General features: G+C 60.6%; 15 protein-coding genes and 1 pseudogene. 8 read left to right on the top strand and 8 right to left on the bottom strand.

Going from position 1 to position 14,450, the window contains the following annotated elements:
* The first annotated feature begins 67 nt into the window (after positions 1 to 67).
* The 4 genes from EN804_RS03395 (at position 68) to EN804_RS03380 (ending at position 4,041) form a co-directional block, all read left to right on the top strand.
* Positions 68 to 346 carry a DUF2249 domain-containing protein gene (locus EN804_RS03395; RefSeq protein WP_135900601.1) on the top strand — a complete coding sequence of 93 codons (279 nt, stop codon included), beginning with the start codon at positions 68 to 70 and terminating at the stop codon, positions 344 to 346.
* Positions 347 to 461: 115 nt separating this feature from the next.
* Positions 462 to 932, top strand: coding sequence for a (2Fe-2S)-binding protein (locus EN804_RS03390; protein ID WP_135900600.1), 471 nt, complete (start codon positions 462 to 464; stop codon positions 930 to 932).
* Positions 929 to 1,798, top strand: a complete 870-nt coding sequence (locus EN804_RS03385; protein ID WP_135900599.1) for an FAD binding domain-containing protein — start codon at positions 929 to 931, stop codon at positions 1,796 to 1,798. The genes EN804_RS03390 and EN804_RS03385 overlap by 4 nt, the downstream gene beginning before the upstream one ends.
* Complete coding sequence (locus EN804_RS03380) at positions 1,795 to 4,041, top strand: molybdopterin cofactor-binding domain-containing protein (protein WP_135900598.1); 2,247 nt, start codon at positions 1,795 to 1,797, stop codon at positions 4,039 to 4,041. The genes EN804_RS03385 and EN804_RS03380 overlap by 4 nt, the downstream gene beginning before the upstream one ends.
* Positions 4,042 to 4,847: 806 nt before the next feature.
* Here EN804_RS03380 and ric read toward each other — a convergent pair.
* Positions 4,848 to 5,708 carry an iron-sulfur cluster repair di-iron protein gene (gene ric / locus EN804_RS03375; RefSeq protein WP_246693355.1) on the bottom strand — a complete coding sequence of 287 codons (861 nt, stop codon included), beginning with the start codon at positions 5,706 to 5,708 and terminating at the stop codon, positions 4,848 to 4,850.
* A 105-nt stretch (positions 5,709 to 5,813) separates the two neighbouring features.
* Here ric and EN804_RS37880 point away from each other — a divergent pair.
* Positions 5,814 to 5,933 (top strand): annotated as a pseudogene (locus EN804_RS37880) (IS5/IS1182 family transposase); the annotation flags it as partial.
* 13 nt (positions 5,934 to 5,946) lie between these two features.
* On the opposite strand, the gene mog reads toward EN804_RS37880, so the two are convergent.
* Genes mog through EN804_RS37090 form a run of 5 tightly spaced genes read right to left on the bottom strand, consistent with a single transcriptional unit; the run spans position 5,947 to position 9,580 of the window.
* Complete coding sequence (mog, locus tag EN804_RS03370) at positions 5,947 to 6,477, bottom strand: molybdopterin adenylyltransferase (RefSeq protein ID WP_135900597.1); 531 nt, start codon at positions 6,475 to 6,477, stop codon at positions 5,947 to 5,949.
* A gap of 24 nt (positions 6,478 to 6,501) precedes the next feature.
* Positions 6,502 to 7,401, bottom strand: coding sequence for a U32 family peptidase (locus EN804_RS03365; RefSeq protein ID WP_135900596.1), 900 nt, complete (start codon positions 7,399 to 7,401; stop codon positions 6,502 to 6,504).
* A gap of 4 nt (positions 7,402 to 7,405) precedes the next feature.
* Positions 7,406 to 8,404: a peptidase U32 family protein gene (locus tag EN804_RS03360; RefSeq protein ID WP_135900595.1), complete on the bottom strand. Its 999-nt coding sequence runs from the start codon at positions 8,402 to 8,404 to the stop codon at positions 7,406 to 7,408.
* The gene (locus EN804_RS03355) at positions 8,401 to 8,949 is read right to left on the bottom strand and encodes an SCP2 sterol-binding domain-containing protein (protein WP_135900594.1); all 549 of its coding nucleotides are present in this window, start codon (positions 8,947 to 8,949) and stop codon (positions 8,401 to 8,403) included. The genes EN804_RS03360 and EN804_RS03355 overlap by 4 nt, the downstream gene beginning before the upstream one ends.
* Positions 8,950 to 8,959: 10 nt before the next feature.
* Entirely contained in the window at positions 8,960 to 9,580 is a 621-nt protein-coding gene (locus EN804_RS37090; RefSeq protein WP_189524432.1) for a hypothetical protein, read from the bottom strand.
* On the opposite strand from EN804_RS37090, the gene EN804_RS03345 reads away from it, so the two are divergent.
* Together EN804_RS03345 and EN804_RS03340 are read left to right on the top strand one after the other, a co-directional pair.
* The gene (locus tag EN804_RS03345) at positions 9,575 to 11,083 is read left to right on the top strand and encodes a UbiD family decarboxylase (RefSeq protein ID WP_135900593.1); all 1,509 of its coding nucleotides are present in this window, start codon (positions 9,575 to 9,577) and stop codon (positions 11,081 to 11,083) included. The genes EN804_RS37090 and EN804_RS03345 overlap by 6 nt on opposite strands.
* Complete coding sequence (locus EN804_RS03340) at positions 11,080 to 11,664, top strand: UbiX family flavin prenyltransferase (RefSeq protein ID WP_135900592.1); 585 nt, start codon at positions 11,080 to 11,082, stop codon at positions 11,662 to 11,664. Before EN804_RS03345 ends, EN804_RS03340 begins: the two co-directional genes overlap by 4 nt.
* A 358-nt stretch (positions 11,665 to 12,022) precedes the next feature.
* Here EN804_RS03340 and EN804_RS03330 read toward each other — a convergent pair whose 3' ends face one another.
* Together EN804_RS03330 and EN804_RS03325 are read right to left on the bottom strand one after the other, a co-directional pair.
* Positions 12,023 to 12,499 (bottom strand): plastocyanin/azurin family copper-binding protein, encoded by a 477-nt coding sequence (locus EN804_RS03330; RefSeq protein WP_135901013.1) that lies wholly within the window; start codon positions 12,497 to 12,499, stop codon positions 12,023 to 12,025.
* A gap of 127 nt (positions 12,500 to 12,626) precedes the next feature.
* Positions 12,627 to 13,016 carry a hypothetical protein gene (locus EN804_RS03325; RefSeq protein WP_135900590.1) on the bottom strand — a complete coding sequence of 130 codons (390 nt, stop codon included), beginning with the start codon at positions 13,014 to 13,016 and terminating at the stop codon, positions 12,627 to 12,629.
* A gap of 263 nt (positions 13,017 to 13,279) precedes the next feature.
* Here EN804_RS03325 and EN804_RS03320 point away from each other — a divergent pair, with 263 nt between their 5' ends.
* Complete coding sequence (locus EN804_RS03320) at positions 13,280 to 14,443, top strand: NnrS family protein (RefSeq protein WP_135900589.1); 1,164 nt, start codon at positions 13,280 to 13,282, stop codon at positions 14,441 to 14,443.
* Positions 14,444 to 14,450 lie beyond the last annotated feature (7 nt).

Genomic DNA, 14,450 nt, shown 5'->3' with positions numbered 1-14,450 from the left:
CACCGGGATCGACCATCGCCGCCGTCTCCTGGCTCCAACGTTTCTGGCGGCCGGGAATTCAATCGACATGGCAGACCCAGAACTTGCATCGACACTCTTGATCGACGTGCGGACCATCGCCCCGATAGATCGTCACCCGCGAATCTTCGGGGTGGCGACCGCGTTGGCCGAGGGTTCTTCTTTCATCATCGTCAACGATCACGACCCACGACCTCTGCACTATCAGATCGAGGCCAGATATCCCGGCGTATTCGCTTGGGAATACCTTGAGCGAGGGCCGGAGGTCTGGCGCGTCGAAATCAGCAGACCGCAATCGTCTGGCTGCGATTGTTGCTGCGGCAGCTGATGACCAGCCCAACGTCCGGCAGCACTTTGCAAGCATTCTTTTTCGTCGCCACCGACTGGTCTGGCCGCCGCCTAGCTAACCTTCGAAACATCAAAGGCGAGGATGGTTCCTCGCCATGAGAATGTCGCTGAAGGTTAACGGTCAGGCGATCGAGACGGAGATTTCGCCAATCTCCCGATTGAGCGGGTTTCTTCGCGACGTCCTTGGCCTGACGGGTGTCAAGGAAGGCTGTTGCGAAGGCGAGTGTGGCGCCTGCACGGTGCTGCTGGATGGCCAGCCGGTTGATTCCTGCCTGATGCTCGCCTTTCAAGCCACAGGGCGCGAAATCACCACCATCGAGGGACTCTGTGGGAGCGGCGTCAACGATCTGCAGCAGGCCTTCTTGAAGATGGGTGCAGTGCAGTGCGGATATTGCACGCCGGGGATGGTGCTGGCAGCCGAGGGACTCTTGCATGCCAATCCCAGCCCAGGCGAAGCCGAAATCCGCCATGCACTGGCAGGCAATATCTGCCGCTGCACCGGCTTCGAGACCATCGTGCAGGCGGTCGCTACCGCAGCTGCCGCGCGCCAGGGGGCAGAGCGATGAATGCGCTCGCGGTCTCAGCGCCTGTCGATATGGCCGAGTTGCGGGCGACGCTCGCCGCGGAAGCGGGGCCGGTGCATTTCGTCGCCGGAGGGACGGATATGCTGATCGCGGGCCGTCCGCTCCCTGAAACCGGACTGCTCATTGATCTCGCGCGCGTGGCGGGCATGGCCTTCATTTCCACGGATGGCACGGATGTTCGTATCGGAGGTGCCACCACTGTCGCAGCGCTTGCCGCGGATTGCAGGCTGCGAGTGCGGATTCCGGCCCTATGCGAGGCTGCCGCACAGTGCGGGTCGGTCCAGATCCGCAACCGGGCCACCATCGGTGGCAACATCGCTAATGCCGCCCCAGCCGCTGACTTGATGCCCGTGTTGGTCGCCGCGGGAACAAGACTGGCGTTGCTCAAACACGACGGGACACAATACGAGGCCGCGCTGTGCGAATACCTTCCAAACTCCGGTCATCTGATTACGGAAGTGATCTTGCCAGAGCGTGGCCTTCTGCCGCGAAGCGCCTTCGTCAAACTCGGATCTCGGCAGGACATGACCATCTCGCGCCTCAATCTCGCACTGCTGGCGGAGTTTCAGAGCAACCATTTCGGCGTCGTGCGGGTCGCAGCTGGAGCGCTTGGTCCCGTTTCTAGCAGACTACACCGGGCAGAGGTGGCGCTCGCGGGCCGTAAGCTCGGGGCCGCCACGTTGCGCGACTTCATTGCGGCGTTGATCGACGAGGTCGACACGGCCATTCCCGGCCGGAATTCGCAACTCCACAAACGCCGCGCGGTCGCAGGGTTGGGACTCGACCTAATTGCGCAGGCCATGGGGCTGAGCCCGCGTGATCGGCTCTTCGAGGAAGCGGCGGGATGAATCAGATTTCCCGTCGCGTGCCGCTCGTTGACGGTGTGGCAAAGGTCACGGGCGCATTGCGCTTCACGGCCGATTTGCATGTCGAAGGATCGCTGCACGGCGCGCTCGTTCTGAGCCCACGTGCTCATGCCCGCGTCGCCTCTATCGATGCCACGGCCGCACTGGCGGTAGAGGGCGTACACGCAGTCTTCTGGCATGAAAACACGCCCTCACGATACTACAACAGCTCGATCTGGTTCGCCGGACAGGAGGCGCTGGCGGACGAGCGGATGTTCCCGCCGGTGGTGCGCCATATTGGCGACCGGGTTGCGGCTGTGGTTGCGGAGACGGAGGAGATCGCGCGGCACGCGGCACGGCTAGTCGTAGTCGAATACGTAGATCTCCCCGCTATATTTGATCCTGAAGCCGCGCTCGTTCACGCCGGGCCAGTGATGCGGGACGATGGCATTCCCGCTTTCATGAACCCCGTGGCCGACGAAAGCTTCACGCATGGCGATCTTGATGCGGGATTTGCTGCGGCTGACCTGGTGGTGGAAACACATGTCACGATGCCGCGCAGCCATCACTGTGCCATTGAACCTCACGCCTGCATTGCCAAACCTGAACCCGACGGCCGAATCCTGATCCTTTCACCGTGTCAGAGCGTTTTTGCCGTGCAGGCTGTCGTCGTCCAGGCATTGGGAGTGCCACAGGATCAGATACGCGTCGTGAAGACCCCCATCGGCGGCTCCTTCGGCGGCAAGGCCGAGCCGATTCTCGATCCGCTGTGCGCGTTCTTCGCGCTGGCGCTGGGGCGGCCTGTGATGATCCGCTACGACCGGCATGAAACCTTCACAGCGACCCGCACGCGGTCGAGCGTCGTCGGCCGGATGCGGATCGCGCTTAGCTCCGACGGCCGAATCCTGGCGCGCGACACCGAGACGCTGGTGGACATCGGCGCTTATTGCACCGGCGGCAACTATCTTCCCAGTTCGATGCTTCAAAGGCTGGTTCGGCTTTATGACGTTCCCGCCGAGCGCTACACGGGCCGCGCAGTCTACACCAACACCGTCCCGGCAGGCGCTTTTCGCGGTTACGGGTCCCCCCAGATCCACACGATAGCCGAGATCACGCTTGACATATCCGCGCGGCGGCTGGGGGTGGATCCGGTGGAGATGCGGCTGAGGAATCTGATCGAGCCTAACGCGATTGAACCTTGGCAGGGGCTCAACGTCGGCAACGCTCGGGGGAGAGAATGTCTGATACGCGGGGCCGATGCATTCGGCTGGCAGGGGCGCCGGAGGGCGGATGCCGGGCGTGGGCGGTGGCGGCGAGGGGCAGGGGTAGCCTCGGCCACACACATCAACGGCTGCTATCCCGGTTTCCACGAGGAGACTACGGCGACGCTGCGGCTCCTGCCCGACGGCCGAGCGGAACTTGTCTGCGCGCTCCACGACCTCGGCTGCGGGGCCGACACGACGCTTGCGCAGATCGCAGGCGAGACGTTGGGTCTTAGGGCTTGCGACATTGCCATCGTTCCCGCCGACACCGATAGCTGTCCATATGATCTCGGCACACGGGCCAGTCGCATGACCTATATCTGCGGCGAAGCAATCCGACGTGCAGGCATCGCGCTCGCGGAAGCGATCCGGGCTGCTGCGGTCCTGGAGTTGAATACAGAAGCCAGTGGTTTGCGGCTCGAGGCGGGCGCAGTGCGCCGCCCGGACGGCTCGGGCCTGGCGCTCTCCGATCTCGCTGCTCGCCTAGCCGCACGGGGGGAAGAGCTGCCCGCGGCGACCGAAATCTATCGCGCCCAGGCCAATCCTGGCTCATACGCGGCGCATTTTGCGGAAGTGGAGGTCGACAGGCTCACAGGCCGCGTGCGGGTAACGGATTATCTTGCCGCCCATGACGTCGGTCGAGCGATCAACCCGATGCTGGTGGAGGGTCAAATCCACGGGGGTATCCAGATCGGTATCGGTTATGCGCTCTACGAAGACGTCGCGATCGACCGCGTCACTGGCCGGATGCGTGGCGATAGCTTCAGCCGCTACACCTTGGTCAACGCGTCCGAGATGCCGCCGATGCGAGTCCTGCTCATCGAAGAGGGTGAGCCGACCGGCCCCTTCGGCGCCAAAGCCGTCGGAGAGATCGCGACAATTCCGGTTGCGGCGGCTGTGGTCAACGCCGTCAATGACGCTCTGGGCACCGAACTGACAGATTTGCCGCTGGTACCCGAACGCATTCTCGCTGCAGTGAGCTGAAGGACAATAGTCATGCAAATACGTCTACGCTCCAGCAACACTGCTCTCATTCCAAAGCTTGGATTGCCTCCGTGCTTTCCAGGCGGTTCTCTCCCATGCTTTTTCACCGCCGATGCCGGCCTACATCAATCGGTAAGCAGGGCAGATCCCTTGAAGTTTCGCGAATACGTCGTGGGATAGCTGCGAGGGCAGGGGTATGCCAATCGATCACGCGCCCAAAACGAGGATAGCGGCACGGCGAAGAGCTTTGGACCGAAAGCTAGGGGTCGATCACCCAGGTAAATGACGATCCCGACCACATTTCACGTGCTTCCCGGACCTTAGTCCCTGAACCATTTGTGTCTGAAGTCGTTATGCAGGAGCGATCTTGAGAACTCGCCTTTTCCTGCGATGCGAGCAGAGTTCGCCGAGATTTGCCGTCGGCTGAAAGAGGCGGTCGCCATCGTGCAACGAATGACTCGAGGCAGATACATGGGCAAGCCGAATATCCACCCCGCCGAACTCGAAAACGCCCGCCGGTACCGTGAGGTCAAAGCAGCCTTGGCGGCGTAACGGACATTCGAGGGCGGCGCGGATCGAAGTAGTAGGCCTTCAGAACGACGTTCTCACAGCGCACTGCAAGCTGACTTGAGCAACCTGGCCGATGCCAACGACATCAGGGACAGGTTGGACGAGCTGGAAAGGCGCGTCGGTCCATAGTGAGTTGGTGTTGACGACAACAGTGGCTACGTCACCCAGCGCCAAGCCCACAGTCGAGGATTCGCTAGGCGATCCGCATAGCTGCAATCGTCGTCGACGTTAGGCGGCTAGGCCCGGCTCTCCGTTGCCGCGAACCGCGGGAACAGGATGTTGTTCTCCAGGTGGATGTGTTCCATCAGGTCTTCGGCAAACTGAGCCGTGCCGACGTAGAGCGCCTGCCAGGAGCGGCAGGCTCCGTCGGGCGTGGCGAAGTCGTCGGTGAGGCTTTCGAGGAGCCGAAGCAAGGTGCCCTGGTCGTCGTGCTCGTGCCGCAGTTCCGAAATCGGGATGTCGAACTTGCCTTTGCCCCACTGCCGCATTGCTGGAAACAGAATGGCCTCTTCCTTGGCCATGTGTTGCTCCAGTTCGCTCTGCATCTGCCGTAACGCATCCGAAAGGCCGGCCGGCACCTTCGGATGTTCGCGATGCACCGCCTCAACCTTACGCGACAGGGCGATGAGCTCGGGCAGAGCGCGCCGGTGCGCCTCGTGGTAGCAGGCTTCGATGTGGTTGATCAGTTCGTCGCTGTCCATCGCAGCCGGCGCCGCTGTCCCCGAGGTGTCGGTACCAAGCGCCTCCAACGCGCGCTCAAGCTCGTTGGGATCGACTCCGCGCCGGTGCGCGGCGCCATCGAGGGTGAGATCGCCGTTGCAGCAGAAGTCGATCTTGAATTTGCGGAAAACGGCGGTGGCGCCGGGCAGCGTAGCGGCTATTTCGCCGACGGTGCGTTCCCATAAATCTGGACCTGAGAGTTGGGTGTTCATGACGAAGCTCCATGCATTTTCAACACAACGGCTTTGAAACTCAGAGCGAGCCCATTCGCCGCGACGCACCGTCACGAGGACGAAATAGTGCCAACCGTTGGACCATGAATTGCCCAGATAAAGGTCCGCGTCTTTGCGCTGGAACAAAGAGGAGCAGATCAGCAAGCTGCCGCCATTGGCTTCCCAGCGGGAAGCCTAGGTGCGTGCGGCGCGGCTGAGTTCAGGGCATTTGGCTCAATGAACAAAGACGCCGCGCTACGCCAAGCCACCCTGGTCGAATGTTGCTTCTTAAAGCTCAAACAGGTCCGACGCGTCGCAACTCGCTTGAGAAAACAGGCGGGAATTCTCACGTTGTCGCCCCTCGCAGCTACGATCCTATGGATCAGGTGATTCTCCACAGCTCCTAATCAAAAGGCGCTGTCGATGCGAGATCATCCGAACATCGCTCGGGTATGATTGGCGCTGCGCCGATCAGTTCGAGACAGTAAGGCACGGCAGGAAAGACGGCGTTCAGGCATACGTCGATCGAAGCCGGCTTGCCTGGCAGGTTTATGATCAGCGAACGGCCGCGCACTCCCGCAGTCTGACGTGAAAGAATGGCTGTGCGGACTTGCCGCAAGCTGGCCTGCCGCATGAGTTCGCCAAAACCGGGAAGTTCCTTGGTGATGACTTGTTGCATTGCCTCTGGGGTAAGATCCCTCGGAGATGGACCGGTCCCTCCCGTCGTCAGGATAAGATCAACGCCGCATTGGTCGCAAAGCTCGATGAGCACATTCCGGACACTTTCCACGCCGTCGGGGACTAAGCGACGGATGAAGACGCAAGGCGATGCTACGACACGTCGAAGCCAGCGCTCGATGGCAGGCCCGCCAAGATCTTCATAGTCGCCGCGGCTTGCACGGTCTGACACCGTAACGATTGCAATCTGGGTCATTTTTTTTCCGTTCGAGATCCATCTTCAGATCGAAGCGGTCGCCTGCCATCCGGGTTTGGCATGGGCGTATCCATCGACGAGCGTGCCGGGCAGATCGAGGCACGAGAGGATGAAGCGAGCAGCCTTGGGATCCTCCGCCTCGTCGACAAGCGCTCTATAGGTCCTCGACACCTCGATCATGTCGCATGTGTGCGGAGAAAGGCGGATGCGCCGGACGCCTCTGGAGGTGAGATCCGCAGGTGCGGGGCAGAAGGCCTGCACTTGGTTGGAGAGCGTCTGAACGCCATTGATCGCGAGGAACTGCTGATCGTCGAGCGTGTCTACGGCAAGACCGTCCGGGTCCTTCTCACAGGTAAACTGGCACGAATCCTTGTGAAGGCCATGGATGCGCGCGTGGTAGCATCGGCCGGAGAGCGCGAGCGGCAGCCGGCCAAAGGCGAAGATCTCGAATTCTGCCTCGCGACATGCGCCGGCCATGGCGCCGACGGCGGCGAGCGACAATTCCACCGGCGGGCATATCGTTGTGGCACCGCGCTGGATGAGGAACCGCGCGGAAGCTTCATTATAAACGTTCAGGAAAGGACCGGTCACGAAGGGCTTGCCGGAGCGTGACGGCAGGGCGGTGACATCGTTGATTTCGACCAGCCGCTCGTCGCCGCAGAGGTCCTCGATGCTTCTGCGTTCCCGAACGGTCGCCGGTGCTGCCAGCGTGGACAGCACCACTTCCTTTCCGGCGCGCTCAAGGCGTTCGATGATCTCAGGCCATACAGGATCGGAAAACGGCATCCGCTTGCCGCATACGACTTCGCCGACATGGACACGGTCTATCGGAGCCTCGTCTGCTATCCTGCGGTAGAAATCCGAGAGGCGGTCGGGCGACCAGTGGAAGAAGACCGGCCCAAGCGTCAACGCAATTGCGGACAAAGTCCTATCTCCACTTCTTGCTATACGCTCCTGCTGTCTGCCGGGAACCTTCCGACTGGCCAGCAAGAATCCGATCGATTTCGATCGCGTCGCCACCTTGCTCGACGGCGTCAACGGCCTTCCGGAAGGCACGGACCACTTCCGTCACGTAACCTTTGCCACGCTGGCGTCCTTCGATCTTCAAGGCGGTTACGCCGGCGGCTTTCAGCCCGGCAATCATCCCGCCGGCGTTCAGGGTGACGGGATCCTCGAACAAATAGGAGGTCTTGCCGCCGGCCTTGAATTTGCCCTTGCACAAGGTGGGGTAGCCCACTGGCTCGCCTGGCTCGTAGCGGTCGATCGTGAACCCTGAAAGCCGTGCCGCCGTGCCGTTCGGCTCGTCGTCGTAACTCACCATTTCGGGTGGCGAACAGACGCCATTCAGATTTGGCGATTTTCCCGTCGCGTATGAAGAGAGATAGCATCGGCCTTCGATCATCACGCAAAGGCCGCCGAACACGAATGCTTCCGTTTCCACGTCGATGGCACGATTGAGCGCCGCGATCTCCTGGACCGAAAGCACACGCGGCAGGACGACGCGACGGATGCCGAAGCTATCCGCATAGAATCGGATTGCTTCCGGCGTTGCTGCCGCAGCCTGTACCGACAGATGAAGACGAATTTGTTTATGGTTCTTGGCGACGTGATCAAGGACGGCTATGTCCGCCGCGATGATGGCATTTGCGCCGCATTCGGCCGCCGTGTCCGCTGCCTTTTTCCAGAGGCCGACATCGTTGACGCGCGCGAATGTGTTGATGGCGACGAGAACCTTGCTGCCGTGGTCATGCGCGAAGCGGACGCCCTCGGCCAGTTCTTCCCCGGAGAAGTTGAGTCCCGGAAAATTCCGGGCATTCGTTTCATCGCGAAATCCGCAATACACCGCATCCGCACCCGCCTGGACGGCTGCCCTCAGCGTAGCGGGGGTTCCGGCCGGGCAGACAAGTTCCATGCGTCCGCTTGTCATGCCTCTGGCGCCTCGCGTCTGGAATTTCGATCAGCCATTTGGCGCGCGACACCCAGCGCACCAAGAATTCCCGTATCGACAAGACGAGCCAGTGCGCCGCGCAAGCCGAGCAGATCCGCCGGGCGAAGCTCGGCATCCTCGATCGTGTTCCTCAGCGCGAGCACCGCCTCCGTGCGGCCGCTGATCGAGATGATCCGGCTGAAGAAGAGCGCATCGCCATCAAGCGTGCCGTCGAGCAGGCTCAACAGTGTCAGAATAGGTCCTCTGATCTGGACGCTTGATGTCGCGGCCTCACTTTTCCTGACGACACGAACGATCGAACGCTCTGCGTCCGGTACGACGGTAAATGCGAAGCCGAGGTCGACCGGGTCGATGAAATAGCAAGCTGTTCGATGTTCGCCCAAGCGGTCGAACAATCGAGGCTGTCGCCCGGCCAAAGAGCGCAAGGACAGCGTGAGCAGCGGCCCGAGTGGCAAGCCGGCGAAGGCCGGGAAAAGATGGCGAACGACCGCCGGCAATCTCGGTTCCGTGCTAATCGTCACCATTCAGTACATCCTATCCACATGAGATCGTTCCGCAGGTCTTTCCGGCTATCGACTGGCTGCGTCCGTCTGCCTGCAAGTCCGCGAAATTCACACTGTTGGGACAGAAATCCTGATAGTGACTTTCGAAATCGAAGGCGGCCAGGTGGCCATGACACTGGCGGCGATGCTGGCAGGTGATGCAGATGCGTGACATGAAACGGTGCGCGGCTTGCAGCGATTGAAAGCTGTCAGGATCGATGTCAATCGAACGCATCGCGGAAGAAAGAAGGTCTTGCGAAGCGTAAGGTAGCCGCATGGCTTCGTCGAATTCGCTTCGCGACAGACCGATGTCATTCAAGATGCCTGTGCACTCATCCAAACCCATTGCCCAAAATTCTCTTGTCGCTGCCCTGCTCTGCCGGCGATCCGCGAGAAGGGAAATTACGGACCGCCAAGCTTCGACAGTTTCGCTCATGAGATTGCCTGCCATGTGAAATCCTTTTGCCTCGATCGCCTTCCTCGGAAATGATGTGAGAGGGGAAAATAGCGGGGACGGATCGTTTGCTCTTTGCGCTAGCGCAAAGTTCTTCGTCAGCCCTGATGGCAAAATTGTTCGCCCGACGATCCGGTCGAGCCGGATTTCGCCATGCATCACCGTTGCCTTCCCCTGTTTTCAGATCTCGGCTCATTCCTTTCGTTCCTTGATCGGAACGGGCAGCTTCGTGAGGTTGGTGTGCCTGTTTCGACACGGCTCGAACTGACCGAGATACACAAGCGGGTGATTGCCTCGAAAGGCCCGGCGCTCCGCCTTACGGCGCCTGTCGACGATCGCGGCGTCAGGTCAGCCTTTCCCGTCGTCGCAAATCTTTTCGGCACCCGGGAACGTGTAGCCTGGGGACTTGGCACTGACCTTCACGGTCTAGAAACCCTCGGCGCGCTCCTTGCGTGGATGAGATCGCCTCAGGCCCCACAGAACCTTCGTCAGGCCCGACAGATGTTGCCTGCTGCGCGCGGTGCACTCGTGGCGCGGCCGAAGATCGTCTCCCCGCCTAGAGAGTGGCGAGACGCCGATCCGGATTTTTCGCTTCTTCCCGTCCAGACTTGTTGGCCGGGAGACGCCGGCCCCCTCATAACATGGCCAGTGGTCATTACTCGCCCGCCTGGCGAGGACGACCCGAGTACATACAATCTGGGCATATACCGGATGCAGGTGCTAGCCCGTGATCGTGCGATCATAAGATGGCTGCCCATGCGAGGCGGAGCAGCCCACCATCGCATGTGGCAGGCGAGGGGTCTCGAGATGCCCGTGGCGGTCGTCATCGGGGCAGATCCCGCGACGTTGATCGCCTCGGTGATGCCGGCGCCTGAAGGTGTGTCGGAGCTGGCACTGTCCGGGATGATCAACAACCGCCGAGTCGGATTGGCGCCCTGCAAGAGCATCATGCTTCACGTGCCAACCAGTGCGGAAATCGTGCTTGAAGGTGCCGTCTCTTCAACAGAAGATGCGCTGGAGGGCCCTTTCGGCGATCACACCGGATACTACAACGCGCCGGAACGATATCCTGTGTTCAAGCTCAAGCGTGTTCGCGTTCGCGACGGGGCAAATTACCTGACCACGTTCACCGGGCGCGCGCCCGACGAGCCCTCGGTTCTCGGCGAGGCACTGCTCGATGTGTACAAGCCGCTCCTGCGCCAACAAATACCGGAAATCATCGACGTGTGGCTTCCACCCGAAGCCTGCTCCTACAGGATTGCGGTCATCTCGATCGCCAAGAAATATGCTGGACAGGCCAGGCGCGTGATGATGGGGTTCTGGTCCCTGCTGCCGCAGTTCTCGATGACCAAGATGATCGTCGTGGTTGATGACGACATCGACATTCGATCATGGCCGGACGTGATGTGGGCGGTCGCCACCCGAATGGATCCTTCGCGCGATCTGATGCAGGTGGATCGGACCCCTATCGATCAGCTCGATTTCGCGTCACCGCTCGAAGGACTTGGAGGAAAGATCGGGCTCGATGCGACGCGCAAGATTGGATCCGAGACCTCTCGCGAATGGGGAAGGGAGCTGACGATGTCAGCCGATATCGAGGAGCAGGTATCCCAACGATGGAACGGGTTTTTTTCGCAGACGACCGCGCAGGGGCAACAATGACCAAACGGCTGATAATCGGTGTCACAGGTGCATCCGGCTCCGTGCTCGCGCTGGAGACCATACGTCAACTGGTCAGGGCCGGGGTGGAGACGCATCTCGTCGTCTCCAAGGGCGCGCGATTGGCCGTCGCTCATGAGCTCGGCGTCGACGGCCTTGCCCAACTGACGTCTGTCGCCAACCACGCATATTCCTATCAGGACCTGGCCGCACCCATCGCCAGCGGCTCTTTCAGAACGGATGGCATGATCGTCGTTCCCTGTTCAATGCGGACCTTGGCGGCTATGGCACACGGTTTAGGCGACAACCTTCTCACCAGGGCCGCCGATGTCGTCCTGAAGGAAAAGCGCCGGCTGGTCGTGGTGCCTCGCGAGGCGCCGCTCCATGAAGGGCACCTCGACGCGATGCTGAGACTCGCACGGATGGGTGCAGTCATCGCACCGCCGGTACCGCCGTTCTATGTCAAGCTGGCCTCGATTGAGGAAATGGTGGTCGAGATGGCTGCCCGGCTGGTTGGCTGGGCGGGCGTCGACCCGGGCGACAAGCTCACGCGTTGGGGCGAAAAGAAAGTCGCAGCCGCGTGATCATCCTGATGGATTGGCTAAACGTGCAAGGACAGAAATGAATTTGCAGACGTCGAAAGGCGCGACATATGACGTACGGAAACTTCCACCTGAAAGGAAGCAGTCCGCTGTATTGTCAATGTTTGACGGACTCAAACCCGGTCAGACATTCGTGGTCGTTCTCGATTTTGATCCTGATCCTGATAGACTCAGGCGTCAGTTCGAAGCGTTCTTTGCTGGCGAACACATCTGGGTTTGCCTTAGACCGGGGCCACCAGAATGGCTGATCGAGATAGGAAGACCTCAACCTGCGCAGTGATGTCGAGCTCTACGAAAAGAGGCCGCACACGCCGATCGACCGATCTGGTCACCTCAAGACTCAGTTGGCAGTGACCGTGAGGGCCCCCTTCATTCCAAGCTCATAATGACCCGGTATCAGGCAGGCAAACTCGAACTTGCCGACGCTTGTGAAGGCCCAGACGATCTCGCCTTTTCCTTGGGGGCCGATGCGGATCGCATTGAGGTCGGCGTGTTCCATGTCGGGAAGCCTCTCCATCCCGGCCTTATGCTCCATCACCTGCTCATGCGTGTCCATGACAAACTCGTGGTCGTATTCGCCTTGATTGGTGAAGGCGAGACGCACTGTCTCGCCTCTTTTTACGGTGACTGAAACCGGATCGAACGCCATCGATCCATCTTCATTCTCGATCATGCTTATCCTGATGGTACGGGCTGCTTTGGCAGCCATGCCCGGCTGACCGATAGTCATCATTTCATGGCCGCCCTCAGTGCCGGAATGCATTCCTGTGGCAAGCGCCGGTGCGGCGAAGAGGACCATGGCAACTGTTGGCATCATGCATTTCTTCACGCGATTTCTCCTTTGTGAAATGTGTTGAGTTTCGCGGGCTCTGTTTGGACCGCGATCGGCGGAACCGGGTCGGCAGGGCCGCCTGCAGCCTTCACCAGCTCTTGCGGCTGATCGCCTATGGCCCGGTCTGCACCGAAGATAAACTGAGTTGCCGCATCGAAAATGCACCCTCCTTTGCGGTGCTCGCGATATCGTCAAACAGGAGTGCGAGATCCATGTAGACGCTGCGATCCCGTTCGGCAGCGCCCATTTCATCGAGGTCCTGCAGGAAGAAGAGAATGGCTTCGATGCGTTCGCGTTGACTGCGGGCATTGGCAAGATGTTCGCGGGCAGTTCGTCGGATTTCCAGAGCCGCAAATCGCGCCAGCGTCTCGTCGAGCTTAAAACGGCACTCACAATCTAGCTGGGCGCCCTTGATCAAGTTTGCCAGCCGGCCGACAACCGCCATGTCGGCAAAGCGCCGGGAGCCGTCGTCAATACTACTCAATGGAACGTTCTGTTTCATATCTTCTTCGCTGCTAGGGCAGACTTTTCGCGGCCGTTCGCAACGCGAACAGACGCAGCGCCTTTCCAGTCGGCCGACCCGGTCTCGAAAATTGTTTTTGACTATAATCGACCATTTTGCCGCCTGTTTGCGCTGGAGCAAACACGGAGATCGATCATCGACTGTATTGCCTTCGGATTGAGTTTTTTCCGACCGCCGATCTTGCGAGTTGAGAAGCGGCACGAGGACGTCGTGTCAGTCATCCCCCGTGGAGGAATTGTTGCATGGCTGCCGACGGGAGTGCGCTTGCTTTCGACGCGAAGCAGAGGCAGATGTCGGCGCCGTTTCGGCCATTTTTTCTAATCGCGGGGCTGGACGCGATCGTAGGCGCGGCGGTCTGGCTGCCATCAGCGTTCGGAATACAGGCCATCGGCCCGACCGGGATATCTCCCGGCGATTGGCATCGCGACGTGCTTCTTTTCGGGATGGTTCCAGCCATTTTGACTGGCTTTCTGTTGACGGCGCTGCCCCGATGGACAGGACGACGCGCAGTATCGCCAGTTACCACGCGTCTGCTGGTTGCTCTATGGCTGTGCAGCCGGGGGACTTTCCTGTTTCTGTCGCATTCGGCCGGGCTTGCCCTCTCTGCGCTTCTGGTGCTGACGCTCCTCTTGATCGCGGCGGGACGGGTGATCGCGAGCCGCGACCGCCGCAACCTGAAGATACTGTTTCTGCTGCTTGTCTTTTGCGGTGGCAACACGCTCGCAGCAGCGTCCTACCAAGTAGAATTTGCACTGCGGCTAGCCTTGGCTTCGATCGTCGGCCTCGTCATGATCATCGGAGGACGCGTCGTCCCGGCTTTGACGGTGGCCTATGTCGAGAGCGCGGGGGGTCGGATTTCCGTCAACCGTTCTGCCGTTTTGGAGTGCGCGGCGGCGACTGTCGCGGCATGCGCCCTTGGTTTGTGGGTCGTTGCGCCGCAGACACAACTCACCGGCCTTGCCAGCGCGCTCGCCGCGTGCGGCCAGACGATGCGAGCCGCCCAATGGAATGGCTGGCGAAGCGCGGCCTCGGCGACGGTTCTTGCCCTTCACATAGGATATGGCTGGATCATCGTGGGTTTCGGACTTCTGGCGATCCACATTTTCGCGCCGGCGAGCCTGGGGCAGGCGGTTGCCGTTCATGCATGGACGATCGGCGCCATCGGCACGATGGCCCTCGCCATCATGGCGAGCATGATCCGCAAACACAGCCGCCGCCCCTTCGCGTCTTCGGTTCCGGCGAACGGCGCGTTCGTAGCGATGACGATTTGCTGCCTGTCGCGCCTTCTGGTCGACTTGCTGCCCAGCTATGGCGCCGCTTTAACCAGCCTTTCAAGCACCTTGTGGGTTATCGCCTTCGGTCTGTTTCTGGTGGCCTTTCGTAGAGTGCTCATGCCGGATATGTGAGATGATG

The organism is Mesorhizobium sp. M8A.F.Ca.ET.161.01.1.1 (assembly GCF_004792105.1).
Lineage (GTDB): Bacteria > Pseudomonadota > Alphaproteobacteria > Rhizobiales > Rhizobiaceae > Mesorhizobium.
The sequence above is the reverse complement of the archived record's forward strand: the minus strand, read 5'-3'. Positions and strand labels throughout refer to the sequence as shown.

Excerpts from the sequence above, each read along its gene's own strand:
- EN804_RS03395 (WP_135900601.1), top strand. The coding sequence starts at position 68 with ATGGCAGACCCAGAACTTGCATCGACACTCTTGATCGACGTGCGGACC.
- EN804_RS03390 (WP_135900600.1), top strand. The coding sequence starts at position 462 with ATGAGAATGTCGCTGAAGGTTAACGGTCAGGCGATCGAGACGGAGATT.
- EN804_RS03385 (WP_135900599.1), top strand. The coding sequence starts at position 929 with ATGAATGCGCTCGCGGTCTCAGCGCCTGTCGATATGGCCGAGTTGCGG.
- EN804_RS03380 (WP_135900598.1), top strand. The coding sequence starts at position 1,795 with ATGAATCAGATTTCCCGTCGCGTGCCGCTCGTTGACGGTGTGGCAAAG.
- mog (WP_135900597.1), bottom strand. The coding sequence starts at position 6,477 with ATGACCCAGATTGCAATCGTTACGGTGTCAGACCGTGCAAGCCGCGGC.
- EN804_RS03360 (WP_135900595.1), bottom strand. The coding sequence starts at position 8,404 with ATGACAAGCGGACGCATGGAACTTGTCTGCCCGGCCGGAACCCCCGCT.
- EN804_RS03355 (WP_135900594.1), bottom strand. The coding sequence starts at position 8,949 with ATGGTGACGATTAGCACGGAACCGAGATTGCCGGCGGTCGTTCGCCAT.
- EN804_RS03345 (WP_135900593.1), top strand. The coding sequence starts at position 9,575 with ATGCATCACCGTTGCCTTCCCCTGTTTTCAGATCTCGGCTCATTCCTT.
- EN804_RS37090 (WP_189524432.1), bottom strand. The coding sequence starts at position 9,580 with ATGCATGGCGAAATCCGGCTCGACCGGATCGTCGGGCGAACAATTTTG.
- EN804_RS03340 (WP_135900592.1), top strand. The coding sequence starts at position 11,080 with ATGACCAAACGGCTGATAATCGGTGTCACAGGTGCATCCGGCTCCGTG.
- EN804_RS03330 (WP_135901013.1), bottom strand. The coding sequence starts at position 12,499 with ATGATGCCAACAGTTGCCATGGTCCTCTTCGCCGCACCGGCGCTTGCC.
- EN804_RS03325 (WP_135900590.1), bottom strand. The coding sequence starts at position 13,016 with ATGAAACAGAACGTTCCATTGAGTAGTATTGACGACGGCTCCCGGCGC.
- EN804_RS03320 (WP_135900589.1), top strand. The coding sequence starts at position 13,280 with ATGGCTGCCGACGGGAGTGCGCTTGCTTTCGACGCGAAGCAGAGGCAG.